Here is a 20,496-nt window from a genome sequence, read left to right as displayed (position 1 = left end):
CGCGGCGCCAAGCTAGGCCGAGATCGCCTTCACCGATCCGACCTCGTTACGCAGCAGGAATTTCTGGATCTTGCCCGTCGACGTCTTCGGGATCGGCCCGAACACGATCGCCTTCGGGGTCTTGAATCCGCTCAGATGGGATCGGCAGAACGCGATGATCTCGGCCTCAGTTGCGCTGGCGCCATCCTTCAGCTCGACGAAGGCGCAGGGCACCTCGCCCCATTTCGGATCGGGTTTGGCAACCACTGCCGCGAACAGCACGGCCGGGTGCTTGTAGAGGATGTCCTCGACCTCGACCGAGGAGATGTTCTCGCCGCCTGAGATGATGATGTCCTTGGAGCGGTCCTTGATGATGACGTAGCCGTGCTCGTCGAGCACGCCGAGATCGCCGGTGTGAAACCAGCCGCCCTCGAAGGCTTCCCGGGTCGCCTTCTCGTTCTTGAGGTAGCCCTTCATCACGATGTTGCCGCGGAACATGACCTCGCCGATGGTCTCGCCGTCACGTGGCACTTGCCTCATCGTTTGCGGGTTGATGACGGTGACGGCTTCCTCGAGCGGATAGGGCACGCCCTGCCGGCGCTTCATGCGCGCGCGCTCGGCGGCGGGCAGGTCATCCCAGCCGGGCTGCTCGGCACAGACGGAGGCGGGGCCGTAGACCTCGGTCAGGCCGTACACATGCGTCAGCTTGATGCCGATGCTTTCGGCGCCTTCGAGCACGGCGACCGGCGGCGCAGCGCCAGCGATCAGGCCGACGACCCGGCGCGCGGCGTTGCCTTTGGGCGCATCGGGCGCGTTGATCAGAGTGTTGTAGACGATCGGCGCGCCGCACATATGGGTGACGCCATGCTGCTTGATCAGCTCGAAGATCTTGCTCGGCTCCACCTTGCGCAGGCAGACATTGATGCCCGCGGCCGCCGCAATGGTCCACGGGAAGCACCAGCCGTTGCAGTGGAACATCGGCAGCGTCCACAGATAGACCGGATGCTGGCCGAGATTGCCGGCGAGGATGTTGCTGACGGCGTTGAGGTACGCGCCGCGATGATGGGTGACGACGCCCTTAGGATTGCCTGTGGTGCCCGAGGTGTAGCTCAGTGCGATCGCGTCCCACTCCTCCTGCGGGAGGATCACGGTGAAGTTCGGATCTCCGAGCCCGAGCGCCGCCTCATATTCGATCTCGCCGATACGTTTGCCACCCTTGAAGGCGTCATCGTCCACGTCGATCACGAACGGCTTGGGCCCGGTCATCTGCGCCAGCGCGTCGCTGATGACGCCAGAGAACTCCGGGTCGACCAGGATGACCTTGGCGCCGCCATGATCGAGCTGGAACGCGATAGAAGGCGCATCGAGGCGGATGTTGAGGGCGTTGAGCACAGCGCCGGTCATGGGCACTGCGAAATGCGCTTCGTTCATCGCGGGGATGTTCGGCAGCATCGCGGCCACGGTGTCGCCGACGCCTATACCCTTACCCGCAAGATAGGATGCAAACCGTCGGCAGCGTTCATGAGTCTGCGCCCAGGTGAAGCTGCGGCCCTCATAGACGGTGCTGACGTGATCGGGAAAGACCGCGGCGCTGCGCGCGAGGAAGCTCAGCGGGGTCAGGGGCACATAGTTGGCGGGAGTCTTGTCGAGGCCGATATTGTACTGGTTCTGCCGCTCACTCATCGACACCTCCTGAAAACGCCTCAAAGGAATCCGATCGAGATCCAGGGGAAGATCGCGACGATGATCAATCCCACCAGCAGCGCTAGCAGATAGCCCCAGATCGGCCTGATGCCTTCGGCCGGATCGACGCGTCCGATGGCGCAGGCGGCATAATAGCCGACGCCGAAGGGCGGGGCGAATAGCCCGATACCCATGGCGAGAATGATCACCATGGCATAGTGCACCTCGTGCACGCCGACGGCGCGGGCGATGGGGAACAGCAGCGGCCCGAACAGCACGATCGCCGGGATGCCCTCCAGCACGCTGCCGAGAATGACGAAGGCCAGGATCGAGACGGCGATGAAGGTCGCCGGTCCCCCGGGCAATCCCGTCATGGCTGCCGCGAGCGAGCGCGAGAAGCCCGATTGGGTCAGGCCCCAGGCCATGCCGGTGGCGGTGCCGATGATCAGCAGGATCGCGCCCGACAGCGCCGCGGTCTCGACCAGCATCGGGAACAGCCGCCGCCAGTCGAAGCGTCGGTAGACGAGAAGGCCGACCACGGCGCCGTAGACGATGCCGATGGTGGAGACTTCAGTCGCGGTCGCGATGCCTTCGACGACGGCGTAGCGGATCACGAAGGGCAGCGCGAGCGCGGGCAGGGCGATGACGAAGGTCCTGCCGATCTCGGATGCCGTGGCACGGCGGACGTGGCTCATGTCCTCATGGCGGTAGCGCCACCACACCAGCATGCACAGCGTGATCGCGAGCACGACGCCGGGCAACAGGCCGCCGGTGAAGAGGGCGGCGATCGACACGCCGGTGACCGAGCCGATCGTGATCAGCACGAGGCTCGGCGGGATGGTCTCGGTCTGGGCACCCGTTGCCGCCAGAAGCGCGACGAGGTCGCCGGGCTTGGCGCCGCGCTGCTTCATTTCCGGAAATAGCACCGGCGCGACCGCGGCCATGTCGGCCGCCTTGGCGCCGGAGATGCCGGAGACAAGGTACATGGCACCGACCAGCACATAGTGCAGGCCGCCCCTGATATGGCCGAGCAGGCTGGCCAGGAACGCCACCATGGCCCGCGCCATGCCGGTCATCTCGATCAGCAGGCCCAGGAACACGAACAGCGGGACCGACAGCAGGATGAGGTGACTCATGCCCTCGTCCATCCGCCCGACCAGCACCATCACCGGCGTCCGCGTGGTCAGCGCCAGATAGCCGAAGATCGCAAGCCCAAAGCCGAACGCAATGGGAACGCCGGCAAAGACGCAGAAGCCGGCGACGCCGACGAAGAAGATGACGAGGTTGAGATTGCCGAGCGGCCGCAGCAGCGGCTCCGCCAGCCAGAACAGGCCGACCAGGACCGCGACCGACAGCACGGCGGCGGCGACCATCCGATAGTCGGCCGCGCGCAGCAACCGCAGCAAGGCAAAGGCCACCATCAGGCCGATGCCGGCCGGCAGCGCGGCGGCGCGCCACATGTTGGAAATCTGCAGCGCTGGAGTCGTGATGTAGCTTTCCTCATAGGCATAATCGCAGGACGGCCAGACGATCAGCGCCAGGAACGCCAGCGCCGCCGAGGTCGCGACCAGATCGAGATAGGCCCGCGTCGCCGGCCTGGCACTGGCGACCACCGCGGTCATGCGCATGTGCTCGGAGCGCCGGAACGCCACCGCCGCTCCCAGCATCGCCAGCCAGAGGAACAGGATCGAGGCCAGCTCGTCCGACCATATCAGCGGCCGGTGGAAGCCGTAGCGCGCGACCACGCCGGCGAACAGGATCACGATCTCGGCGACGACCAGGGCCGCCGCCGGAATCTCCACGAGAAGACCGAGTGCGCGCTCCAGCGAGCCCAGCAATGAAGGTCGGCGAGGGGACTGATTAGTCGCCTCGCCCGCTACGTTGATCACCTCGACCTCGGCATGAGCCATGACGGCCCCGACGCGCTACGACAGCTTGCCCACGGCCTTTTCCAGGTGGCCCCAGGCCTGGTCGCCATATTTGCCCTTCCACTCGGCATAGAAGCCGGCGGTGCGCAGCTTGTCGCGGAACGGCGCCACGGCTGGTTGGTTGAAGGCCAGGCCCTTGCCGGCGAGCTCCTGCTGGAGATTGGCGTTGAGCTTGGCGGTATCCTCGCGCTCCTTGACCGCGGCGGCGTTGATGTTCTTGGCGACGACGGTGCGCACGTCCTGGGGCAGCTTCTCCCAGGCTCTGCGGTTGGCCAGGAACCAGAAGCCGTCCCACATGTGGTTGGTCAGCGAGCAGTATTTCTGCACCTCATAGAGCTTGGCGGTCGAGATGATCGCCAGCGGGTTCTCCTGGCCCTCGACGATCCTGGTCTGGAGCGCCGAATAGACCTCGCTGAAATTGATCGAGGCGGGCGCCGCATCGAAGGCCTTGAACATCGAAGTCCACAGCGGCGACACCGGCACACGGATCTTGAAGCCCTTGAGGTCGTCGGGCCCTGTGATCGGCTTGCTCGACGACGTGGTCTGGCGGAAGCCGTTGTCCCAGATCTTGTCCATGACCTCGAGGCCCGCCTTCTTGATCTCGCCGCGGACATGGGCGCCGAGATCGCCGTCCATGGCCTTCCAGACCGTGTCGTAGTCCGGGAACGCGAAGCCGATGCCGTTGATCGAGGCCGCCGGCACCAGGGTCGACAGGATCAGGCCCGACAGCGTGAAGAACTCGACGCCGCCGGAGCGGATCTGGCTCAGCATGTCGGTGTCGGAGCCGAGCTGGTTGTTCGGGAAGATCTGGAGGTCGAACTTGCCGTTCGTCTCGGTCTTGATCGCCGCTGCCATCTCCTTGGCGCGCACGTTCAGCGGATGGGTGTCAGGCAGGTTGTTGGCATATTTGTAGGTGAACTCGGCGCTCTGAGCGCGGGCCACATGGGGCGCACCGATGCCGCCCAGAACCGCGGTCGCGGCGGAGGCCTTGAGAAGCGTGCGGCGGGAAAAGCGCGTTGAAAAGACCATGGGTCTGCTTCCTCGGAAGTTTGTTGTTGTTCTGAGATGCAAACCTATACGGACGCCAGGTCAGAAGGTCATCTGCGATCTCGCGAGGCCTCGCTTATTGCAGCCGGACAAGGTCACGGCAATATCGGCGTTCGCAGACTTGGGCGGATCCAAAACCTGAAAAACAACCCCATGCACAGTAGCCGTCAAGACCGCAGGCGACGATCGAGGCGCGAACCAGAATCTGGGCGGAGCAAACGTTCGATGGCAGGAATTTCGCCTAAATAATTGATCCAATTGTAGATAAAGATATTCCATAATATACCTTATGCGAATTATGGATATGGCCTGTCCGGACTGGGCCCGCTTGTCGTTGTCGTTCGCGTTTGAATTTGTCACTGGGGCCTCTGGTTGATTTTGTCACTCGCCTACTGATGCAATTGGCCTTTCTGGCCGGCGGCGTCTTCACGCTTGTCGCGGCTCGATCGGCCCCTGGTTCTGGAAGACTCAATTCTGTCACCGGCGGTGTTGGCGCTTCGAGATTCAATTTTGGCACTGAGCGATAGCTCGGCCTATCGCAGGATAACTTACACTGCGATAGGCCGAGCCACGCTGCGCTCGTCGACGGGATCTACCGGCCGTCATCGGGACTGGGTTTGGGCTGTTGCTGGCGCACCCTGAGCCTGTGCAGGCTGCGGCGCTTGATTGGATCGGCCTAGGGGCAAGCGCTCGGAGCGGTCATCCTCATGGGATGCTTGTCGTATCCGAACCAGAGTGTCTGCCTGGCGGACCGAAGCGCACGTCCCGTCGAAGTACCCTCTGTTGCTGGCGCACCCTGAGCCTGTGCAGGCTGCGGCGCTTGATTGGATCGGCCTAGGGGCAAGCGCTCGGAGGAGCGGTCATCCTCATGGGATGCTTGTCGTATCCGAACCAGAGTGTCTGCCTGGCGGGCCGAAGCGCACGTCCCGTCGAAGTACCCTGACGCTGGCGACGGGCTCGGCGGGCGTGTTCGTCGCGTCGCTCCCGACAATCACGCAGCGGCCACCAAACACGCAGTCGTCCTTTTTCCAGCGTCAGCCGTCCTCTTGGGCCTTCCCGTAGACGACGTCGCCGCCGGGAGCATTCAGCAACGGCGCTGCTGTGCGGTCAGCGCGAATTCCGCTCGCCGGGCGAGCGGGGTGCGGATTTGGGGGCGCCCCCCCCCCGCATAGGATCGACCTAGGCCGGCATAAGATGACCATCATCGGCGCAAACGGGCCGCGAAGCGCTGAAGCGTAACCCGATCGCCATCGGTCATCAGAAAGCCGCGTGATGGATAGTCTTCCGTGCCTCCATGAAGGACCCGTCTATCGTCGATCCGCGACACCAGGTAGGCGAAAGGTGGATTGAAGCGTCGAAGCGGCCAGCCGGAGGCCGCATGCAATTCTTCCGCATCGACAGTCCCGGTCCCAGATTTGTCGAGAGCAAGATCGACGAGCGCAACCACGTCCGTTTCGGGGGTGCTTTGCCCGGTATGGGGATCGAACGTGATAAAAAGCTCTGCGGTGGTGAACAAGCGTGTCGCAGCAGGCCAGCAAGGCCCGTGCGAACTGATCGCCGGCGTCCCGAACCCAATCGTCGCGTACGACGGTAGCGACCGGCCGCCGCGAATAGCTGTGTCGTTGCCGCATTTTCTCGCCCTGCCCGCCCTGCTCGCTGACTCCGAATTTGCGGCCATCGTCCCGCGTCCATTGGCCCGCGCCTTCGAACGCGCCCATGCCGTCACCACGTACGAGCTGCCTTACGCCACGACTCCGGTCGAAGTCCGGCTGTTATGGCACGAACGTATCGAGGGCGAGTCGGCACATGACTGGCTTCACGACATCCTCAGGCGCGCGACCGGGGACCTTCGGCGCGGACGCTAGTTGCGCGGACGGGTGCTCACGGCCAGTCGGCAAAATTCAGCGTCGGTCGCGACCGTCCGGCGCGCGCGCGGGCGGCGACGCGCTGGCGCCAGACGCCCGGCGCCTCGCCGGTGTGCTTGCGGAAGAAGCGGCTGAAATAGGCGGTGTCCTTGAAGCCGAGCGCGAACGCGATCTGCTTGACGGCGACGGTGCCGGCCTCGAGCCGCGCCGCGGCTTCCTTGACCACGCGCTGCTGGATCAGCTCGCTCGGCGAACGCTTCAGCTCGCGGCTGCAGAGGGCGTGGAGTCGGTCCGGGGTCATGCCGAGGAGGTTGGCGTAGTCGCTGACGCGCAGATGCTGCTGATAGCGCTCCTCCAGCAGCCGGCGGAAGCGGCTCAGGATCTCGGTGCTGGTGCCCTCCTCGTCCCGCTCACTGTCGCCGGCGAACAGCCGCCAGAAGCGCAGCACGCACAGCGTCAACTCGGCCGACATGATCGATGCCGCAGCGCTGCGTGCGGGCGATGCGATCGGCACCGCCGTGCGTGCCATCGCCGTCGATGCCAACGCCGCACGCCTCGTCGGGATCGACGTCGCCGCCTTGTCGGGGCTGGCATTTGCATTTGGCGGCGGCCTCGTCGCCGTCGGCGGCGTGCTGATCAGCATGTTCCTCACCTTCAACGCCGCCATGGGCGTGGTCTTCACCATGAAGGCGCTGGTCGTCGTCATCATGGGCGGCGTCGGTAATGTGATGGGCGCGCTGGTCGCGGGACTGCTGCTCGGTGTTGTCGAGACCGCGGTGGCGCGGCTGGTCGATCCGGGCCTGACGCTGGCCGCGACCTACGCGCTGTTCCTGGGCGTGCTGCTGATCAGGCCGACCGGCCTGTTCGGAAGGGCGGCGTCATGACCGGGTCGATGCGTGCATTGCTGTGGTGCGCCGGCCTCGCCTTGGCTGCGGCGGTTGTCACCTACCCTGTTTATGCCAACGGCTACTATCTCGCGCTCGGCATCAGTGTCCTCTATTTCACGATTCTGGCGACAGCCTGGGCGATGTTCTCAGGTCCCACCCGCTACATCTCGCTAGCGACCGTCGCCTTCTTCGGCCTCGGCGCCTACACCGCCGCGGTGCTCGGCGAGACCATGCCATGGCCGGTCGTGCTGCTGGCCGCAGCCGGCGTGGGTGCGCTCACGGCCGCGATCACCGGCCTCTCGACGCTGCGGCTATCGGGCATCTATTTCGTGATCTTCTCCTTCGGGCTTGCCGAGCTGATCCGGCAACTCGTGATCTGGTACGAGGTCAACATCCACAAATCCGTCGGCCGCTATCTCTTCAGCGGGGTGACGCAGGACATCCTCTATTGGCAGCTCCTGGGCTTGACCGCCCTCGTCTTCCTGGTCGGCTGGCTGCTCGGGCGCTCGCGCTATGGGCTGGCCCTGCGCGCCATCGGTGCCGACGAGACCGCGGCCAGCCATTCCGGCATCGACGCGACGCGGGTCAAGCTCGGCGTCTTCATTCTGAGCGCGACATTCATGGCGGTAACAGGCGCGGTGATGGCGCCGCGCTGGACCTATATCGATCCCGCCATTGCGTTCAATCCGACCATCTCGTTCCAGGTCGTGATCATGGCTCTGCTGGGCGGCGCGGGCTCGCTGTTCGGACCTGTACTCGGCGTCATTCCGCTGGTCCTGTTGTTCGAGGTGCTGACCGCGACGCTGCCCAACCATTTCAGCATCGTGCTGGGCCTCATCTTCGTGCTCATCGTCATGGCGCTGCCGAACGGGGTGATCGGACTGTTCGGGGCAGGCCGCTGGCGCGTCCCGCTCGGGCGGCCAGCGGCTGCTTCCGCCCGCACCATGGTGGCACCGCTGCTCGCGGTCGACGGCGTCGGCAAGTCGTTCGGCGGGCTGCGGGCCGTCGATGATGTCAGCTTCAAGGTCTCACCCGGCGAGATCATCGGCGTCATCGGGCCGAACGGCTCCGGCAAGACGACGCTGCTCAATACGCTGTCCGGCGCCTTGAAGCCCTCCTCGGGCACGATCCGGTTCGGCGGCGCCCTCCTCAATGGTCTGCGCGCGCACCAGATCGCGCGCCTGGGTCTTGCCCGTACGTTCCAGCTGGTGCGTGTGATGCCGGATCTGACCGTCGCCGAGAACGTCGCGGCGGCGCGGCTGTTCTCCACATCGGACGGGGCGGGCGCAACGGCAAGCGAGCTGCTCGATCTGGTGGGGCTCGGCACCATGCATGAAACGCCTGCGGGCGATCTGACCTATATCGACCAGAAGCGGCTGGAGCTAGCCCGCGCCCTGGCGCTGCAGCCGCGCCTCGTGCTGCTCGACGAATGGTTGGCAGGCCTCAATCCGAGCGAGCTCGAAACGGGCATCGCCCTGATCGCAAGACTGCGCGACCGCGGCCTCACCATCATCATGGTCGAGCACGTCATGGATGCCATCCGCGCGCTGTGTAGCCATTGCATCGTCATGAGCGCCGGCAGCGTGATCGCGCGCGGTACTCCGGACGAGGTATTGGCTGATCCAAAAGTCGTCGCCGCCTATCTCGGAGGTGAGGATGCTTGAGATCGCCGCCCTCTCCCACTTCTATGGCAAGCACCAGGCCCTCGCCGACATTGCGCTCGGCATCAATCAGGGCGAGATCGTCGCGATCCTTGGCGCCAACGGGGCCGGCAAGTCGACCCTGCTCAAGAGCATCGCCGGGCTGGTCAAGCCTGCGCCGGGCGCAACGATCCGGTTCCACGGACAGAGCATCGTCGAACCGCCAGCCCATCTGATCGTGGAGCGCGGCATCGCTTTGGTGCCCGAAGGCCGCGGCGTCTTCGGCGATCTGACGGTCGCTGAGAATCTGCAGCTCGGCGCCTATCCCGCGCGCGCCCGCGCCGGCGAAGCGGACCGGCTCGCGATGATCCTACAGCTGTTCCCGCGGCTGGCCGAGCGCATGCCCCAGGCCGTCCGCACCATGAGCGGCGGCGAGCAGCAGATGGTGGCGATCGGCCGCGCGCTGATGTCCAACCCGCTGCTGCTCCTGCTCGATGAGCCCTCGCTCGGCCTGTCGCCGCTGCTCAGCCGCGAGGTCTTCCGCGCGCTGACGCAGATCCGCAGCACCGGCCTCAGCGTGCTGCTGGTCGAGCAGAACGTGCGAGCGAGCCTCGACATCGCCGATCGCGTCTACCTGATCGAGTCCGGCCGTAACGCCGGCAGCGGACCGGCGGCTGCGATGAAGAACGATCCCGAGATCCAGCGCGCCTATCTCGGCAAGGCGCGCGTCGCCTCGACACCAACCTAATCCACCCAGCACCCATGGAGAGCGCCATGAACGCAATCGACCTTCTCATCGGCGGCAAGGACCAGTCGGCCAGCAACCAGCGCACCTTCCAGCGCCGCAATCCGATCTCGGGCGAGACCGCGACAACAGTGGCCGCGGCCTCGATCGACGACGCGATGCGCGCCGCCGATGCGGCTGCCGCTGCCTTTCCGGCCTGGTCGCAGCTCGGCCCTTCCGAGCGCCGCAAGCGGCTCAGCGCGGCTGCCGACATCCTGGCGCGCCGGGCGCCTGAGTTCACCGCGCTGATGGTTGCCGAGACCGGCGCCACCGCGGGCTGGGCCGGCTTCAACGTTCATCTCGCCGAAGGCATGCTGCGCGAGGCCGCCGCCATGACGTCGCAGATCTCGGGCGAGGTCATTCCGACCGACAAGCCCGACAATCTCGCGATGGCGTTCCGTCAGCCGGTCGGTGTTGTGCTCGGCATCGCGCCGTGGAATGCGCCGGTAATCCTCGGCGTGCGCTCCGTCGCGATGCCGCTCGCTTGCGGCAACACCGTGGTGCTGAAGGCCTCCGAGATGAGCCCGGGCGTGCACCGCCTGATCGGAAGCTGCCTGGCGGAGGCAGGGCTCGGCGACGGCGTCGTCAATGTCGTGACCAATGCGCCGGAGGATGCGCAGGCGGTCGTCGAGGCGCTGATCGCCCATCCCGCGATCCGCCGCGTCAATTTCACCGGCTCGACCCGGGTCGGCCGCCTCATTGCACTTGCCTGCGCCAAGCATCTCAAGCGCGCGCTGCTGGAGCTCGGTGGCAAGGCCCCGCTCGTCATCCTCGACGATGCCGATCTCGATGCCGCCGTGAACGCCGCCGCCTTCGGCGCCTTCATGAACCAGGGCCAGATCTGCATGTCGACGGAACGGATCGTCGTCGATGACAAGGTGGCGGATGCCTTCATGGCCAAGTTCAGCGCCAAGGCGAAGAGCCTGCCGCATGGCGATCCCGGCAAGGGCAATGTCGTGCTGGGCTCGCTCATCAGCAACGCGGCCTGCGACCGCGTCCGGGGCCTGATCGACGACGCCGTCGCCAAGGGCGCGGTGGTGACGGCAGGCGGGCACGGCAGCGGCACGATCATGCCGGCCACCATCGTCGATCATGTCACGCCGGCGATGCGTATCTATGGCGAGGAGAGCTTTGGCCCCGTCGTGACCGTGGTCCGCGTCAGCGGCGTGGACGAGGCGGTCCGCGTCGCCAACGACACCGAATACGGCCTCTCCTCCGCCGTGTTCGGCCGCGACATCGCGCGCGCCCTCGGTGTCGCCAAGCGGATCGAGGCCGGCATCTGCCACGTCAATGCGCCGACCGTGCATGACGAGCCGCAGATGCCGTTCGGCGGCACGAAGGCGTCAGGCTACGGCCGGTTCGGCGGCAAGGCGGCCATCGACGAGTTCACCGAGCTCCGCTGGATCACCGTGCAGACCGGACCGCGGCACTATCCGTTCTAAGCAGAGACCGCTCTAGCGCAGGGGCAGCAGCTCCAGCTGGCCCCGCGCCTTCTTCACCACCGCGGCGAACCAGCTTTGGCTCGGCGCTTCCTTGGCGAAGCACTTCGTATAGGCATCCATCGCCTGGTCTTCACGGGCCATGTCGTCCTGCGGGACCTTCCTGGCCATCATCTGCTTCCAGACTTTTTCGCAGGCCGGGATCTCCGCCGTCTTCACCGCGTCCGACGTGGCGATGAAGTAGACCTTGTCGCCCTGGATCGCGACCACGTCGATCTCATCCGGCGGCCCCTTCAGGCCGCCATTGCCGCGCATGCCCAGCACGGCCGCCGCAACACTTGCACCCGCGGGCTTGGTGATCGGCAGCTCTGCATAGATGGCGAAAGCGGCGTCCTGGATCGCATTGTAGTAGAACCGGTCCGACTTGAAGGCGGCGCCGATCTCCTGCGGCATGCCGTCCTCGCGATGCTCGCGCAGCCAGTGCTTGAGCAACGTCGTCGTGGTCACGACGGCCTGCGTCTTGTAGCCTTCCGAAGCGAAGCTGAGGCCGTCGAGATGGCCGAAGCCGATGTCGCCCTTGAACAGCGTGTCGACGTTCGACTTGCCCTCTGCCGGCAGCCCCTTGATCGTGACCGGCCCTATCAGGCCGCGCAGCACACCTGCCAGCTCCTTCAGCGCGGCATCATGCTGCTTGTAGATCGCCTCGCTCTCCTTGGCTTTGGAGAATTTTGCGATGTTGCGATCGCGCAGCTCGAGATAGGACTGCTCGGGCGTGGCCGCATGTGCGCACGAGCCGAACACGAGCAGGCAGAGCAAGGCAAGCGATCTCATGGCGATGTCCGGAAAGACTGGAAGCGATCTCCAGTCTTTGTGGCGACGCCAGGCCGGAAGGTTCACCCGCAACGGCCCGGCGGCCCCTACTCCGCCGGCGTGAGCTGCTGCTGGCTGAGCCGCACCGCCGCGGTCTCGCGCACGCGGACACGGGCGCGGCGCTTGCGCCACCAGATCACGACGCCCGTGACCGAGAGGGCGGCAACGACGAGGCCCATGATCGAGATCAGGATGCGGCCGAACAGCCCGACGATACGGCCCGAATGCAGCGGGAATTGCGCCTGCACGAAGATGTCGGCGGCGGTGCCGACCCAGGGCAGCCGCTCGCCGATGGGACGACCGTCCTCGCTGTCGTAATAAAGCTGCGCCGGGCCGACGCCGCCGGCGCCGTGGTCGTCGCCGGGATGGAAGAAGGCGGCCGCATAGACGCCATGGGCGGGGCCGTAACCGACCGCGCCGACCGGAATGGTCCAGCCACGTGCTTTGCCATCGGCGGCCGCGCGGGCAGCGATTTCGGCGAACGTCATCTTCGGCTCAATGGGGTCGTCGAGGTCGCGATAGGGTCGCTGCTCGTAGGGCGTCGGCGTGTAGTTCGACACCATCTTCATCAGCGGCGAAAATACCTCAAAATAGAGGTTCAGCGAAAACGCGGTGAACGCGATAACGAACAGCAGGCTCCAGGTCCACAGGCTGAAGGCGCGGTGGATGTCGAAATTGATCCGGTAGGCGCTGCCCGAGGTCTTGATGGTCCAGGCCGGCGCCCAGCGCGCCCAGAAGCCGCGCTCGAGCTGGCGCGCGACTTCAGGCGCCCGCGCCGCCTTGGCGCGTCGCCGCGAGGGCAGCGTCAGATAGAAGCCGACGAAGCAATCGATGGTCCAGATGATGGCGATGATGCCGAGCACGCGCATGCCCCAGCGGTCGCTGCCCCAGAACTCCGGGATGTGCATCGTGTAGTGCAGCTTGTAGAGGAACGAGACGAAGTTCTCTCGTGTGACCGGCCAGACCGCGCCCCAATAGCGCCGGCCGAGCTCCGCGCCGGTGTTGGGATCGAGGAACACCTGGTTGTAGTCGAGCGGGTAGCGCTTGCCGGTCGCGGGATCGATCCGTGGCATGACGAAGAACCACAGCGAGTGGCCCTCCTCCGGCGTCATGAAGAGATAGACGACACGCGCGCGGGGATCGCGCTGCTCGATCATCTTGGCGAGCTCGATCGAGGGAATCGCCGGGCCCTTGCTGCTGACGTCGAACAGGTGGCTGTTCAGGACGTCGTCGAGCTCGTGATCCCAGGAGATGATCGCGCCGGTGATGCCCGAGAAGAACAGGAACCCGGCCGTCAGAAGTCCCGCCCAGCGATGCAGCCGACCGAATATCGCTCTCATCGTCTTCCACTCTCATCCGTCAGGTCCGGCTGCCCATTGCCGGATCAAACTCAGTTCGAACTCACCAGCGGTAGGTCAGCTTGCCGATGGCCTTGCGCCCTTCCGCATAGAAGCAGCCCGACAGGCTGTAACAGGCAGCGACATAGCGCGTATCGGCAAGGTTGGTCACGTTCAAAGACAGGCGCCAATTGTCACGGGTGTAGGCGAGCAGCGCGTCCAGCACGGTCGCGGATCCCACCTTGAATGTATTGGCATCGTCGCCCCAGGTCGCGCCGACATAGCGGATGCCGCCGCCTAACTGCAAGCCTGCGAGCGCGCCATTCTGGAGCGTGTAGTCGCTCCACAACGAGGCACGGTTGAGCGGCACGACGACCGGCGCCTTGCCGACATTGACCGGATCCTGCGTGACCACGGCATCGACATAGGCATAGGCCGCGCGCAGGTGCCAGCCGTCGGCGAGCGACATCGAGCCTTCAAGCTCGATGCCGCGCGATTTCACCTGGCCGGTCTGCTCGGCGGTGTAAAGCGGTGGCGCGTAGGTCACGACGTTGTCGCGCGTCAGGTCAAAGGCGGCGAAGGTGAACAGCGCATTCCAGCCGATCGGCTGGTACTTGACGCCGACCTCATACTGGACGCCCGTCTCGGGATTGAGCATCTGCCCGGACGCCCCGGTGGCGAGCACCGGCAGGAACGACTCGGAATAGCTGAAATAAGGCGCGATGCCGTTGTCGAAATTGTACATCACAGCGGCGCGGCCGGTGAACGCCGAAGCATCCTTCGCGATGGTGGTGTTGGAGATGCCGCTGTCGACCTGCGTCGTCACGAAATCCTGGCGGCCGCCGAGCTGGAACGACAACCGGCCGAGCCTGATCTGGTCCTGCGCGTAGAGGCCGACCTGCGACTGCTTGACCTCGGTGTTGTCGCTCATCCCACCGATGGTCCAGTCGTAGCTGTAGACCGGGTTGAACACGTTGATCTCGGGTGCCGACGTCGTGACGCCAAAGGCGGTGTCGCGGAATCGAGTGTTGCGATAGTCGACCCCGACCAGCGTGGTGTGGCTGAAAATGCCGGTGACGAACTTGCCTTGCAGTTGATTGTCCACCGCGAAGGAGTTGATGTACGAGTTGCTGTAGCTGCCGGAGCGCGCGAGTTGCCCGGCCGCCTCATCCGTATAGCCGGCGCCGTAAAACACCTTCTCCTCGTTGTGCTGATAGGCGTAGCGCAGGTTCTGCCGGAACGTGATGTTGTCGGTGAAATTGTGCGAGAGCTGGTAGCCGGCGGTCGCGATCTCGGTGTTGAACGCGTTGAAGCTCGGCACGCCAGCGAAGAACGAGACCGGAATGGTGCGGCCGTTGTTCGGCCACACCGTGCCCGAGGCCGGCAGGAATTGGAGGCCCCACCCTGCCCGGTCGCGCTGATAATTGGCGAGCAAGGTGATGGTGGTGTCCTCGTTCGGCTTGAAGGTGACGGCGGGTGCGATGAAGACGCGGTTGTCCTTGGTGAAATCGACCTGGGTCTGGCCGTCGCGGACCACGCCCGTGAGGCGCCACAGCACGGTGCCTTCCTTGTTGGCCGGGCCGCCCATGTCGAACTGGCCCTGATAGCGGTTGAAGCTGCCGCCGGAGATCGAGGCCTCGCCGAACTGCTGCGCGGTCGGCAGCTTGGTCACGTAATTGAGGATGCCGCCGGTGCCGCTGCCGCCATACATTGCCGAGGACGGCCCCTTCAGCACTTCGAGGCGCTCTGCGCCATAGGGATCGAGGCCGTTGAAATGCACGTAGTTGCTGGAGGGAACCCGCAGGCCGTCGATGTAGAGGCCCGTCATGGTGGTGTCGAAGCCGCGGATCTGGAGGGCGCCGAAGCGGGTGTCCGAACCGCCATTGACGTCGCCGCTGACGCCGGCGGTGTAGCGCAGCGCCTCGCCGATCGAGACCGCGCCCTGGTTTCTGACCTGGTCGGTGGTGACCACGGACACCGATTGCGGGGTTTCGATCAGCGGCGTATCGGTCTTGGTAGCGGTGCCGCTCCGCGTGGCGACGAACCCGCGCACCGGACCATTGGCGCGTTCGCCCGTCGCGCCGTTCGATGATGCCGACTGCGTCGGCGCAGCCTGCTGCGCGGGTGTGCGACGATTGGCGCGCGCGGTGCGTGTCGCCGCCGACCTCCGCGAGGAGGCAATGGCCGCCGGACGGGCGCGTTGCGCCGGCGCTTCCACGGTGACGGCAGGAATCTGCGTCTGGGCTTGCGCGGAACTGAAGGGCACGGCGACAGCAAATGTGCTGACCGCACCGAAGAACATCACCTGGATTCGCTGACGATGCGTGTCGCCACGCGAAGGAAATTGGAAGTTTGTCACGTCTCGTAAAGCCCCACGCACTGCCGGCTTCGCCGGTACCATTCTTGATGCCCCGCCCTAACTCAGGCGGTTTCGCAGGGCGATAGGAACAACGTTAGAATTTCTCCAGAGATGTGCGCAGCGTGCGCGACCAATTCACTCATGGCGAATGAATCCGTTCGGCGCTGCGCAGCCGAATGTACGCGCGCAGCGATTGCAATTCTCGCCATGATCGTGCGTTTGGAATGCTTCTAGATAGAAATACTCGCTCGCTTGTCGGCAACGATCAGAAATGATCGTTGTTATCGCGGACCTATGGCTAGGCGGCGCCGCAGCACGATTCGCCGGCAGCATGACTCCCGCCCGCCAGCACGCTGCGGCTGTTGCGCTCGGGCGGGATGTCGCCGGCCGCGTTGGCGGCGAAGAAGCCGGTCGGCTTCAGCACGAAGCCGGCATATTCGACCGGCATGATCGGAAAATCCTCGGGCTTGCAGACATGGGTGTGGCCGAAGGAGTGCCACACCACGATATCGGCATTCTCGATGTTGCGGTCCTGCGCGGCATAACGCGGCAGGCCGTCGCCGCCGGCATGGACATTGGGGTAATCGCCGCTCGCATACTTCTCGGCGGGATCGAATGCCGTCACCCAGACGTGCTTGGTCGCGAAGCCGCCGCGCTTGTGCACGTAGCTGCCTTCCTGCGCCAGCATCAGCGGAGACGGATTGACGACGAGCTTGTAGGCCGGCGCATTGCCGACCGAATTAGTCTCGTTGGGATTGCTGATCTTCCAGAACCGGCCGGTTTCGCCCTTGGCGATTCCCGCCGCGCCACGCTCGCGCGACAGCACCCGCGTTGTGGTGTCGAACACGTTGCCATGCGGATTGTCATCGCCCCAGGGCCGCGGCACGAAATCGTGCTCGGTCACGGTGTTGCCGCCGCCATCGAGATCCATGTGCAGGCGGACGTTGAAGAAGTGCTGGTGGGTCGGTCCGCCCAGATTGTCGTCGACCATGCCGCCCCATTTGTATTTTTCGCCTGATGGCACGGCGGCGGTCTGGATGATGCCGGTGAGCTTGGTCTCCAGCTGGATCGTGCCGTCCTGGTAGAGATACCAGTAGAAGCCATAGTCGTAATTGCCGACCGTCGCGAAGAATGAGATCACCAGCCGCCGCGAACGGCGGACCTCGAACAGGCCGTTGCGAAACTCGTAGTGCTTCCAGGCGATGCCGTAGTCTTCCTCGTGCATGCAGATGGCGTTCTGCATGACGAAAGGCTCGCCCTTGCTGTCCGCGGCCGGCACATCGAAATAGTGAATGTTGCCGAGACAGTCGCAGCCGAGTTCGAGTGCGTTCGCGAGCATGCCAAGGCCGTATTCGCCGGCATCGAACGCCGACTTCCAGAAATGGTTCGCGGTCGGATCGGCGTAAGGCACCACCATCTCGGTGACGCTGGCGCGATGGATCAGGGAACGCTTGCGCGGGCCGTCCTGGTAGGCGAGTTGATGCAGCACCAGCCCTTCGCGCGGCGTGAAGCCGATGCGGAAGCTCCATTTCTGCCAATCGACCTTCCAGCCCTCGACGCGAAAGCTCGCGCCCTCGGGCTGCTCGATGTGCAGCGGCTTGATGTCGGTGCGCGGGTTCGCAACCTCGTGCGCGCCGTAGTTCCGCTTCTTGCGCGGGATCGGCACGATGGGATCTTCGTCGGTGAGGTCGATGACCTTGCCGCCGATGAGGTCGACGACGGCGACGACACCCTCGATCGGGTGCGCATAACCGTTGTCCTGGGGATGCTCGCGAAAATAGCTGACCGCGCGCACGATACGTGCGCCGCGCTCGAACTCCTTGTCGAAGAAGCCTGAGGAGAACGGGTCGACCTGGACGAGCTCGATTTCCTTGTCGCTGAGGCCGCGCCGCCGCATCGCCGCGCGCCAGCCGGCATCGGCCTTCACCACGGCCTCGCACTTGAAGAACTCCTCCAGCATCACCGGCGGCTGGCCATAGGGCGCTTCGCGGTTCGGGATGATCTTGCGCGTCACGATCTCGCTACGGCCGAGATTGACGACGTGCTCGATAGCTTCGCCCGTGGTTACATCCAGTGTCAGCACGAAGGCATGGCGCCCGGCTCCACCTGCGGCCAGCTCCTGCTTGGTCGGCTCTTCCAGCCGCACTGTCGGGAAGCGGCAGTTCTCCGGCGAGGTCGCCGCTGCACGCACCAACGTGCAGGCTGCGCGGATTTCCTCGATCGTCAGCGGATCGAGCGGATGTGGTCGGGTGGCTTGTGCGGGTGACTGGGCTTCGGCGGCGTCGAGCATGGGGTGTCCGTTCAGCGCGGGGCGACATGCGCGTTGATGGCGCGGAAGGCGGCGAGCCAGCGATGGTCAAGCGGCACGTCCATCGCCTTCGGCTGCGTGGCGAGCTTGACGATGACGGTGTCGGAGGCCGCGTCGATATAGAGCCACTGACCATGGATGCCGATCCCGGCGAGATCGTTGCGCGAAGGATCCATGGTGTACCATTTGCTGCGGTAGCGGGCGCCCGGAAAGATCTCGGCGAGGTCTCCATCGGCCCAGGCCTTGGGATCGCCGTTCTCGTGGATGTCGTCGATCCACCAGCCTGGCACCACCTGCCGCCCCTCGACCACGCCGCGGCAACGGATCATCTCGCCGAAGCGAACGAGATCGCGCGCGGTGACCGAAAGGCCACCGGCGATGCGGCCCATGCCGTGGCTGTCGAGCGTGAGCGAGCCGTCTTCCTCCGCCCCCATCGGCTGCCAGAGATATTCGGAGAGGATGTGATGGTAGGGCATGCCGCAGGCGCGCTCATAGACCCAGCCGAGTACCTCGGTATTGGTCGAGACGTAGTGGAACACCTTGCCGTGCGGCTTGCCTGTCCCACGCAACGTGGTGAGATAAGCCCGCTGGTGACTGGCCTCGACACCCGGAGGCGGCACGTCCCAGCCCGAGGAGAAACGGTAGCGCGCGACGTCGCCGGCGGGATCCTCGTAGTCCTCCTCGAACTTGATGGCGACCGCCATGTCGAGAACGTTGCGGACGGTGCAGCCGCCATAGACCGAACTCTCCAGCTCCGGCACGTAGCGCACCACCCTCGCCTCGAGATCGAGCAAGCCGCGCGCGGCCAGAATGCCGCCGAGCGTTCCCGCGATCGATTTGCTGATGGAGCAGATCAGGTGCGGCGTGGTCGCGCTCATGCCGTCACCGTACCATTCGTGGATCAGCGTGCCCCGGTGCATGACGAGCAGCGCATCGCCGAAGGTCTCGCGCAGCGTGGCCTCGACTGTCGTCGGCTGGCCATCCGGCGCCGTGAAGCCGAGCTTAGACAATTCGCGCGGCGCGCTGCGCATCGGCGTCGGACTAGCCGAGCGGCGGACCTCAGCGGTCGGCAGCACCTCCCGGGTGTGGGTGAAGCCCCAGCGGATCGCGGGAAAGCTGCGCCAGTTCGCGCGCGTCACCTGCGCCTCGGACGCGGGCGGGCTGCCCCGCATGATCTCGGTCGGTCGCATCTCGATCCCTCCGCGAAGCGGCCCCGACCCTATGTCGGGAGCACCGGGGCGGAAGACTGCATTGAAGGCTCCGGCCGGCGTTATCGAGATCCGGCAATATTTTGCTGGACAGCGTCCGTGGGCGTGCCAGTCTGGCGTGGTTCTTGCTGGCTGCTCGAGCGGGGAATTTGACGTATCGTCATGGCCTTAAGTGAAGTTCTTCCGACTCTGGACTCAGCTCACAATCTGCTTCAGGCGAGCAGTAGCGATGTCGACGAGCACTGCGCTTCGCTCGGCCGCTGGCGGCTGAGCTACGACCAGATCAGCGCCGGCGCCTTCAGCGGCAGTTTCACGCAACTCTCCCTGCCCCGGCTCGAAATCTTCCGCGAGATCACCAGCCAGCAGGTCCGCCAATACGGCCAGTTGGGAGCCGACAGTTTCGGCATTGCTCTGCCCTGGCCCGGTGACGGCGAGATCAATTGCAACGGCGCCAGCGTTGCAGGCGCCCAGGTGATTGCCTGCATCGACGCCGAGGTCGACATGTGCACCCCGAGATCGTTCGAGCTGCGCGGCGTCATCGCTAGTTCGGCGCTGATAAAGGATCTCGCGGCTCGATTCGATATCGAGCTGCCGCGCGGGGTCTGGCATCAGTTGCGGGTGATCGAGATGGCGCAGGCGCCGGTCTTGCGATTGCGAGCTCATCTTGCCGCGATCCACGAGACCATCGCGACGGCGCCCGAACGATTCGACGCCCCCGCCGTCCGGCAGGCGCTGGAAGACGCCCTGCTCGTCGAAATCATGGAGATGTTGCCGACCGCACGCCCAAGCTATCCCAGCCGCAGCGCCGCGGGGCGCAAGCGCACCGTCGATCGCGCGCGGGAGCTGATGCACGGCAGCGGCGAGCGGACGCTCTCGCTGCTGGAGGTCTGCCAGGCGGTCGGCGCCAGCCCGCGCAAGCTAGGCTATTGCTTCCAGGAGGTGCTGGGCACGAGCCCGATGCACTATTGGCGCGCAATGCGGCTCAACCGCGTACGGCGCGACCTGAAGCGTGCCGGCGGCACGGATGCCTCCGTCTACGACGTCGCCGTACAGCACGGCTTCTGGCACTTCAGCCAGTTCTCGCGCGACTACAAGCGCCACTTCTGCGAGTTGCCCTCGCAGACGTTGCGGCGCGCGAGGTGTGCGGCCTGAGGCGCGCCGC

The 20,496-nt window shown here is 65.3% G+C and carries 15 protein-coding genes and 1 pseudogene; 6 read left to right on the top strand and 10 right to left on the bottom strand.

The window, feature by feature from the left end; genetic code table 11:
• Nucleotides 1–12: 12 nt before the first annotated feature.
• The 4 genes from LPJ38_RS24645 to LPJ38_RS24630 form a co-directional block, all read right to left on the bottom strand.
• Nucleotides 13–1,662: an acyl-CoA synthetase gene (locus tag LPJ38_RS24645; protein WP_167520482.1), complete on the bottom strand. Its 1,650-nt coding sequence runs from the start codon at nt 1,660–1,662 to the stop codon at nt 13–15.
• Between the two features lie 20 nt (nt 1,663–1,682).
• Entirely contained in the window at nt 1,683–3,572 is a 1,890-nt protein-coding gene (locus tag LPJ38_RS24640; protein WP_145633683.1) for a TRAP transporter large permease, read from the bottom strand.
• Between the two features lie 15 nt (nt 3,573–3,587).
• Nucleotides 3,588–4,619, bottom strand: coding sequence for a TRAP transporter substrate-binding protein (locus tag LPJ38_RS24635; protein ID WP_145633680.1), 1,032 nt, complete (start codon nt 4,617–4,619; stop codon nt 3,588–3,590).
• A 1,219-nt stretch (nt 4,620–5,838) separates the two neighbouring features.
• Entirely contained in the window at nt 5,839–6,153 is a 315-nt protein-coding gene (locus LPJ38_RS24630) for a hypothetical protein (protein ID WP_145633676.1), read from the bottom strand.
• On the opposite strand from LPJ38_RS24630, the gene LPJ38_RS24625 reads away from it, so the two are divergent.
• Nucleotides 6,146–6,502 carry a type 2 periplasmic-binding domain-containing protein gene (locus tag LPJ38_RS24625; RefSeq protein ID WP_231088394.1) on the top strand — a complete coding sequence of 119 codons (357 nt, stop codon included), beginning with the start codon at nt 6,146–6,148 and terminating at the stop codon, nt 6,500–6,502. The genes LPJ38_RS24630 and LPJ38_RS24625 overlap by 8 nt on opposite strands.
• 16 nt (nt 6,503–6,518) lie before the next feature.
• Here LPJ38_RS24625 and LPJ38_RS24620 read toward each other — a convergent pair whose 3' ends face one another.
• Complete coding sequence (locus LPJ38_RS24620) at nt 6,519–6,974, bottom strand: helix-turn-helix domain-containing protein (RefSeq protein ID WP_231088393.1); 456 nt, start codon at nt 6,972–6,974, stop codon at nt 6,519–6,521.
• Between the two features lie 37 nt (nt 6,975–7,011).
• Between LPJ38_RS24620 and LPJ38_RS24615 the strand changes: the two are divergent.
• The 4 genes and pseudogenes from LPJ38_RS24615 to LPJ38_RS24600 all read left to right on the top strand — a co-directional run.
• Nucleotides 7,012–7,386 (top strand): annotated as a pseudogene (locus LPJ38_RS24615) (ABC transporter permease subunit); the annotation flags it as partial.
• Complete coding sequence (locus LPJ38_RS24610; RefSeq protein ID WP_231088392.1) at nt 7,383–9,053, top strand: branched-chain amino acid ABC transporter ATP-binding protein/permease; 1,671 nt, start codon at nt 7,383–7,385, stop codon at nt 9,051–9,053. The pseudogene LPJ38_RS24615 and the gene LPJ38_RS24610, both read left to right, overlap by 4 nt.
• Nucleotides 9,046–9,777 carry an ABC transporter ATP-binding protein gene (locus tag LPJ38_RS24605; protein ID WP_145633674.1) on the top strand — a complete coding sequence of 244 codons (732 nt, stop codon included), beginning with the start codon at nt 9,046–9,048 and terminating at the stop codon, nt 9,775–9,777. The genes LPJ38_RS24610 and LPJ38_RS24605 overlap by 8 nt, the downstream gene beginning before the upstream one ends.
• A gap of 26 nt (nt 9,778–9,803) precedes the next feature.
• A complete protein-coding gene (locus LPJ38_RS24600; protein ID WP_145633671.1) occupies nt 9,804–11,255 on the top strand; it encodes an aldehyde dehydrogenase in 1,452 nt (483 codons plus the stop codon).
• 12 nt (nt 11,256–11,267) lie between these two features.
• Here the strand turns inward: LPJ38_RS24600 and LPJ38_RS24595 are convergent, their stop codons facing one another.
• From LPJ38_RS24595 to LPJ38_RS24575, 5 genes are all read right to left on the bottom strand, one after another.
• Complete coding sequence (locus tag LPJ38_RS24595; protein WP_145633669.1) at nt 11,268–12,083, bottom strand: hypothetical protein; 816 nt, start codon at nt 12,081–12,083, stop codon at nt 11,268–11,270.
• An 86-nt stretch (nt 12,084–12,169) separates the two neighbouring features.
• Nucleotides 12,170–13,462 (bottom strand): siderophore utilization protein FsrB, encoded by a 1,293-nt coding sequence (fsrB, locus tag LPJ38_RS24590; RefSeq protein WP_145633666.1) that lies wholly within the window; start codon nt 13,460–13,462, stop codon nt 12,170–12,172.
• Nucleotides 13,463–13,523: 61 nt separating this feature from the next.
• The gene (locus LPJ38_RS24585; RefSeq protein WP_167520495.1) at nt 13,524–15,512 is read right to left on the bottom strand and encodes a TonB-dependent siderophore receptor; all 1,989 of its coding nucleotides are present in this window, start codon (nt 15,510–15,512) and stop codon (nt 13,524–13,526) included.
• Nucleotides 15,513–16,116: 604 nt separating this feature from the next.
• Nucleotides 16,117–18,108, bottom strand: coding sequence for a primary-amine oxidase (locus LPJ38_RS24580; protein ID WP_145633663.1), 1,992 nt, complete (start codon nt 18,106–18,108; stop codon nt 16,117–16,119).
• Between the two features lie 11 nt (nt 18,109–18,119).
• On the bottom strand, nt 18,120–19,316 hold the full coding sequence (locus LPJ38_RS24575) for a serine hydrolase domain-containing protein (RefSeq protein WP_145633661.1): 1,197 nt from the start codon (nt 19,314–19,316) through the stop codon (nt 18,120–18,122).
• A gap of 180 nt (nt 19,317–19,496) precedes the next feature.
• Between LPJ38_RS24575 and LPJ38_RS24570 the strand changes: the two genes are divergently transcribed.
• Nucleotides 19,497–20,486: a helix-turn-helix domain-containing protein gene (locus tag LPJ38_RS24570; protein ID WP_145633658.1), complete on the top strand. Its 990-nt coding sequence runs from the start codon at nt 19,497–19,499 to the stop codon at nt 20,484–20,486.
• Nucleotides 20,487–20,496 lie beyond the last annotated feature (10 nt).

Origin of the sequence: Bradyrhizobium daqingense (genome assembly GCF_021044685.1) — a bacterium.
In the GTDB taxonomy this organism is placed as follows: domain Bacteria; phylum Pseudomonadota; class Alphaproteobacteria; order Rhizobiales; family Xanthobacteraceae; genus Bradyrhizobium; species Bradyrhizobium daqingense.
Note: the sequence above shows the minus strand (reverse complement) of the source record. Positions and strands in the feature narration are given on the sequence as shown.

Coding starts and splice junctions, on each gene's coding strand:
- LPJ38_RS24645 (WP_167520482.1), bottom strand. CDS start 1,662: ATGAGTGAGCGGCAGAACCAGTACAATATCGGCCTCGACAAGACTCCC.
- LPJ38_RS24640 (WP_145633683.1), bottom strand. CDS start 3,572: ATGGCTCATGCCGAGGTCGAGGTGATCAACGTAGCGGGCGAGGCGACT.
- LPJ38_RS24635 (WP_145633680.1), bottom strand. CDS start 4,619: ATGGTCTTTTCAACGCGCTTTTCCCGCCGCACGCTTCTCAAGGCCTCC.
- LPJ38_RS24620 (WP_231088393.1), bottom strand. CDS start 6,974: ATGTCGGCCGAGTTGACGCTGTGCGTGCTGCGCTTCTGGCGGCTGTTC.
- LPJ38_RS24610 (WP_231088392.1), top strand. CDS start 7,383: ATGACCGGGTCGATGCGTGCATTGCTGTGGTGCGCCGGCCTCGCCTTG.
- LPJ38_RS24605 (WP_145633674.1), top strand. CDS start 9,046: ATGCTTGAGATCGCCGCCCTCTCCCACTTCTATGGCAAGCACCAGGCC.
- LPJ38_RS24600 (WP_145633671.1), top strand. CDS start 9,804: ATGAACGCAATCGACCTTCTCATCGGCGGCAAGGACCAGTCGGCCAGC.
- LPJ38_RS24595 (WP_145633669.1), bottom strand. CDS start 12,083: ATGAGATCGCTTGCCTTGCTCTGCCTGCTCGTGTTCGGCTCGTGCGCA.
- fsrB (WP_145633666.1), bottom strand. CDS start 13,462: ATGAGAGCGATATTCGGTCGGCTGCATCGCTGGGCGGGACTTCTGACG.
- LPJ38_RS24580 (WP_145633663.1), bottom strand. CDS start 18,108: ATGCTCGACGCCGCCGAAGCCCAGTCACCCGCACAAGCCACCCGACCA.
- LPJ38_RS24575 (WP_145633661.1), bottom strand. CDS start 19,316: ATGCGACCGACCGAGATCATGCGGGGCAGCCCGCCCGCGTCCGAGGCG.
- LPJ38_RS24570 (WP_145633658.1), top strand. CDS start 19,497: ATGGCCTTAAGTGAAGTTCTTCCGACTCTGGACTCAGCTCACAATCTG.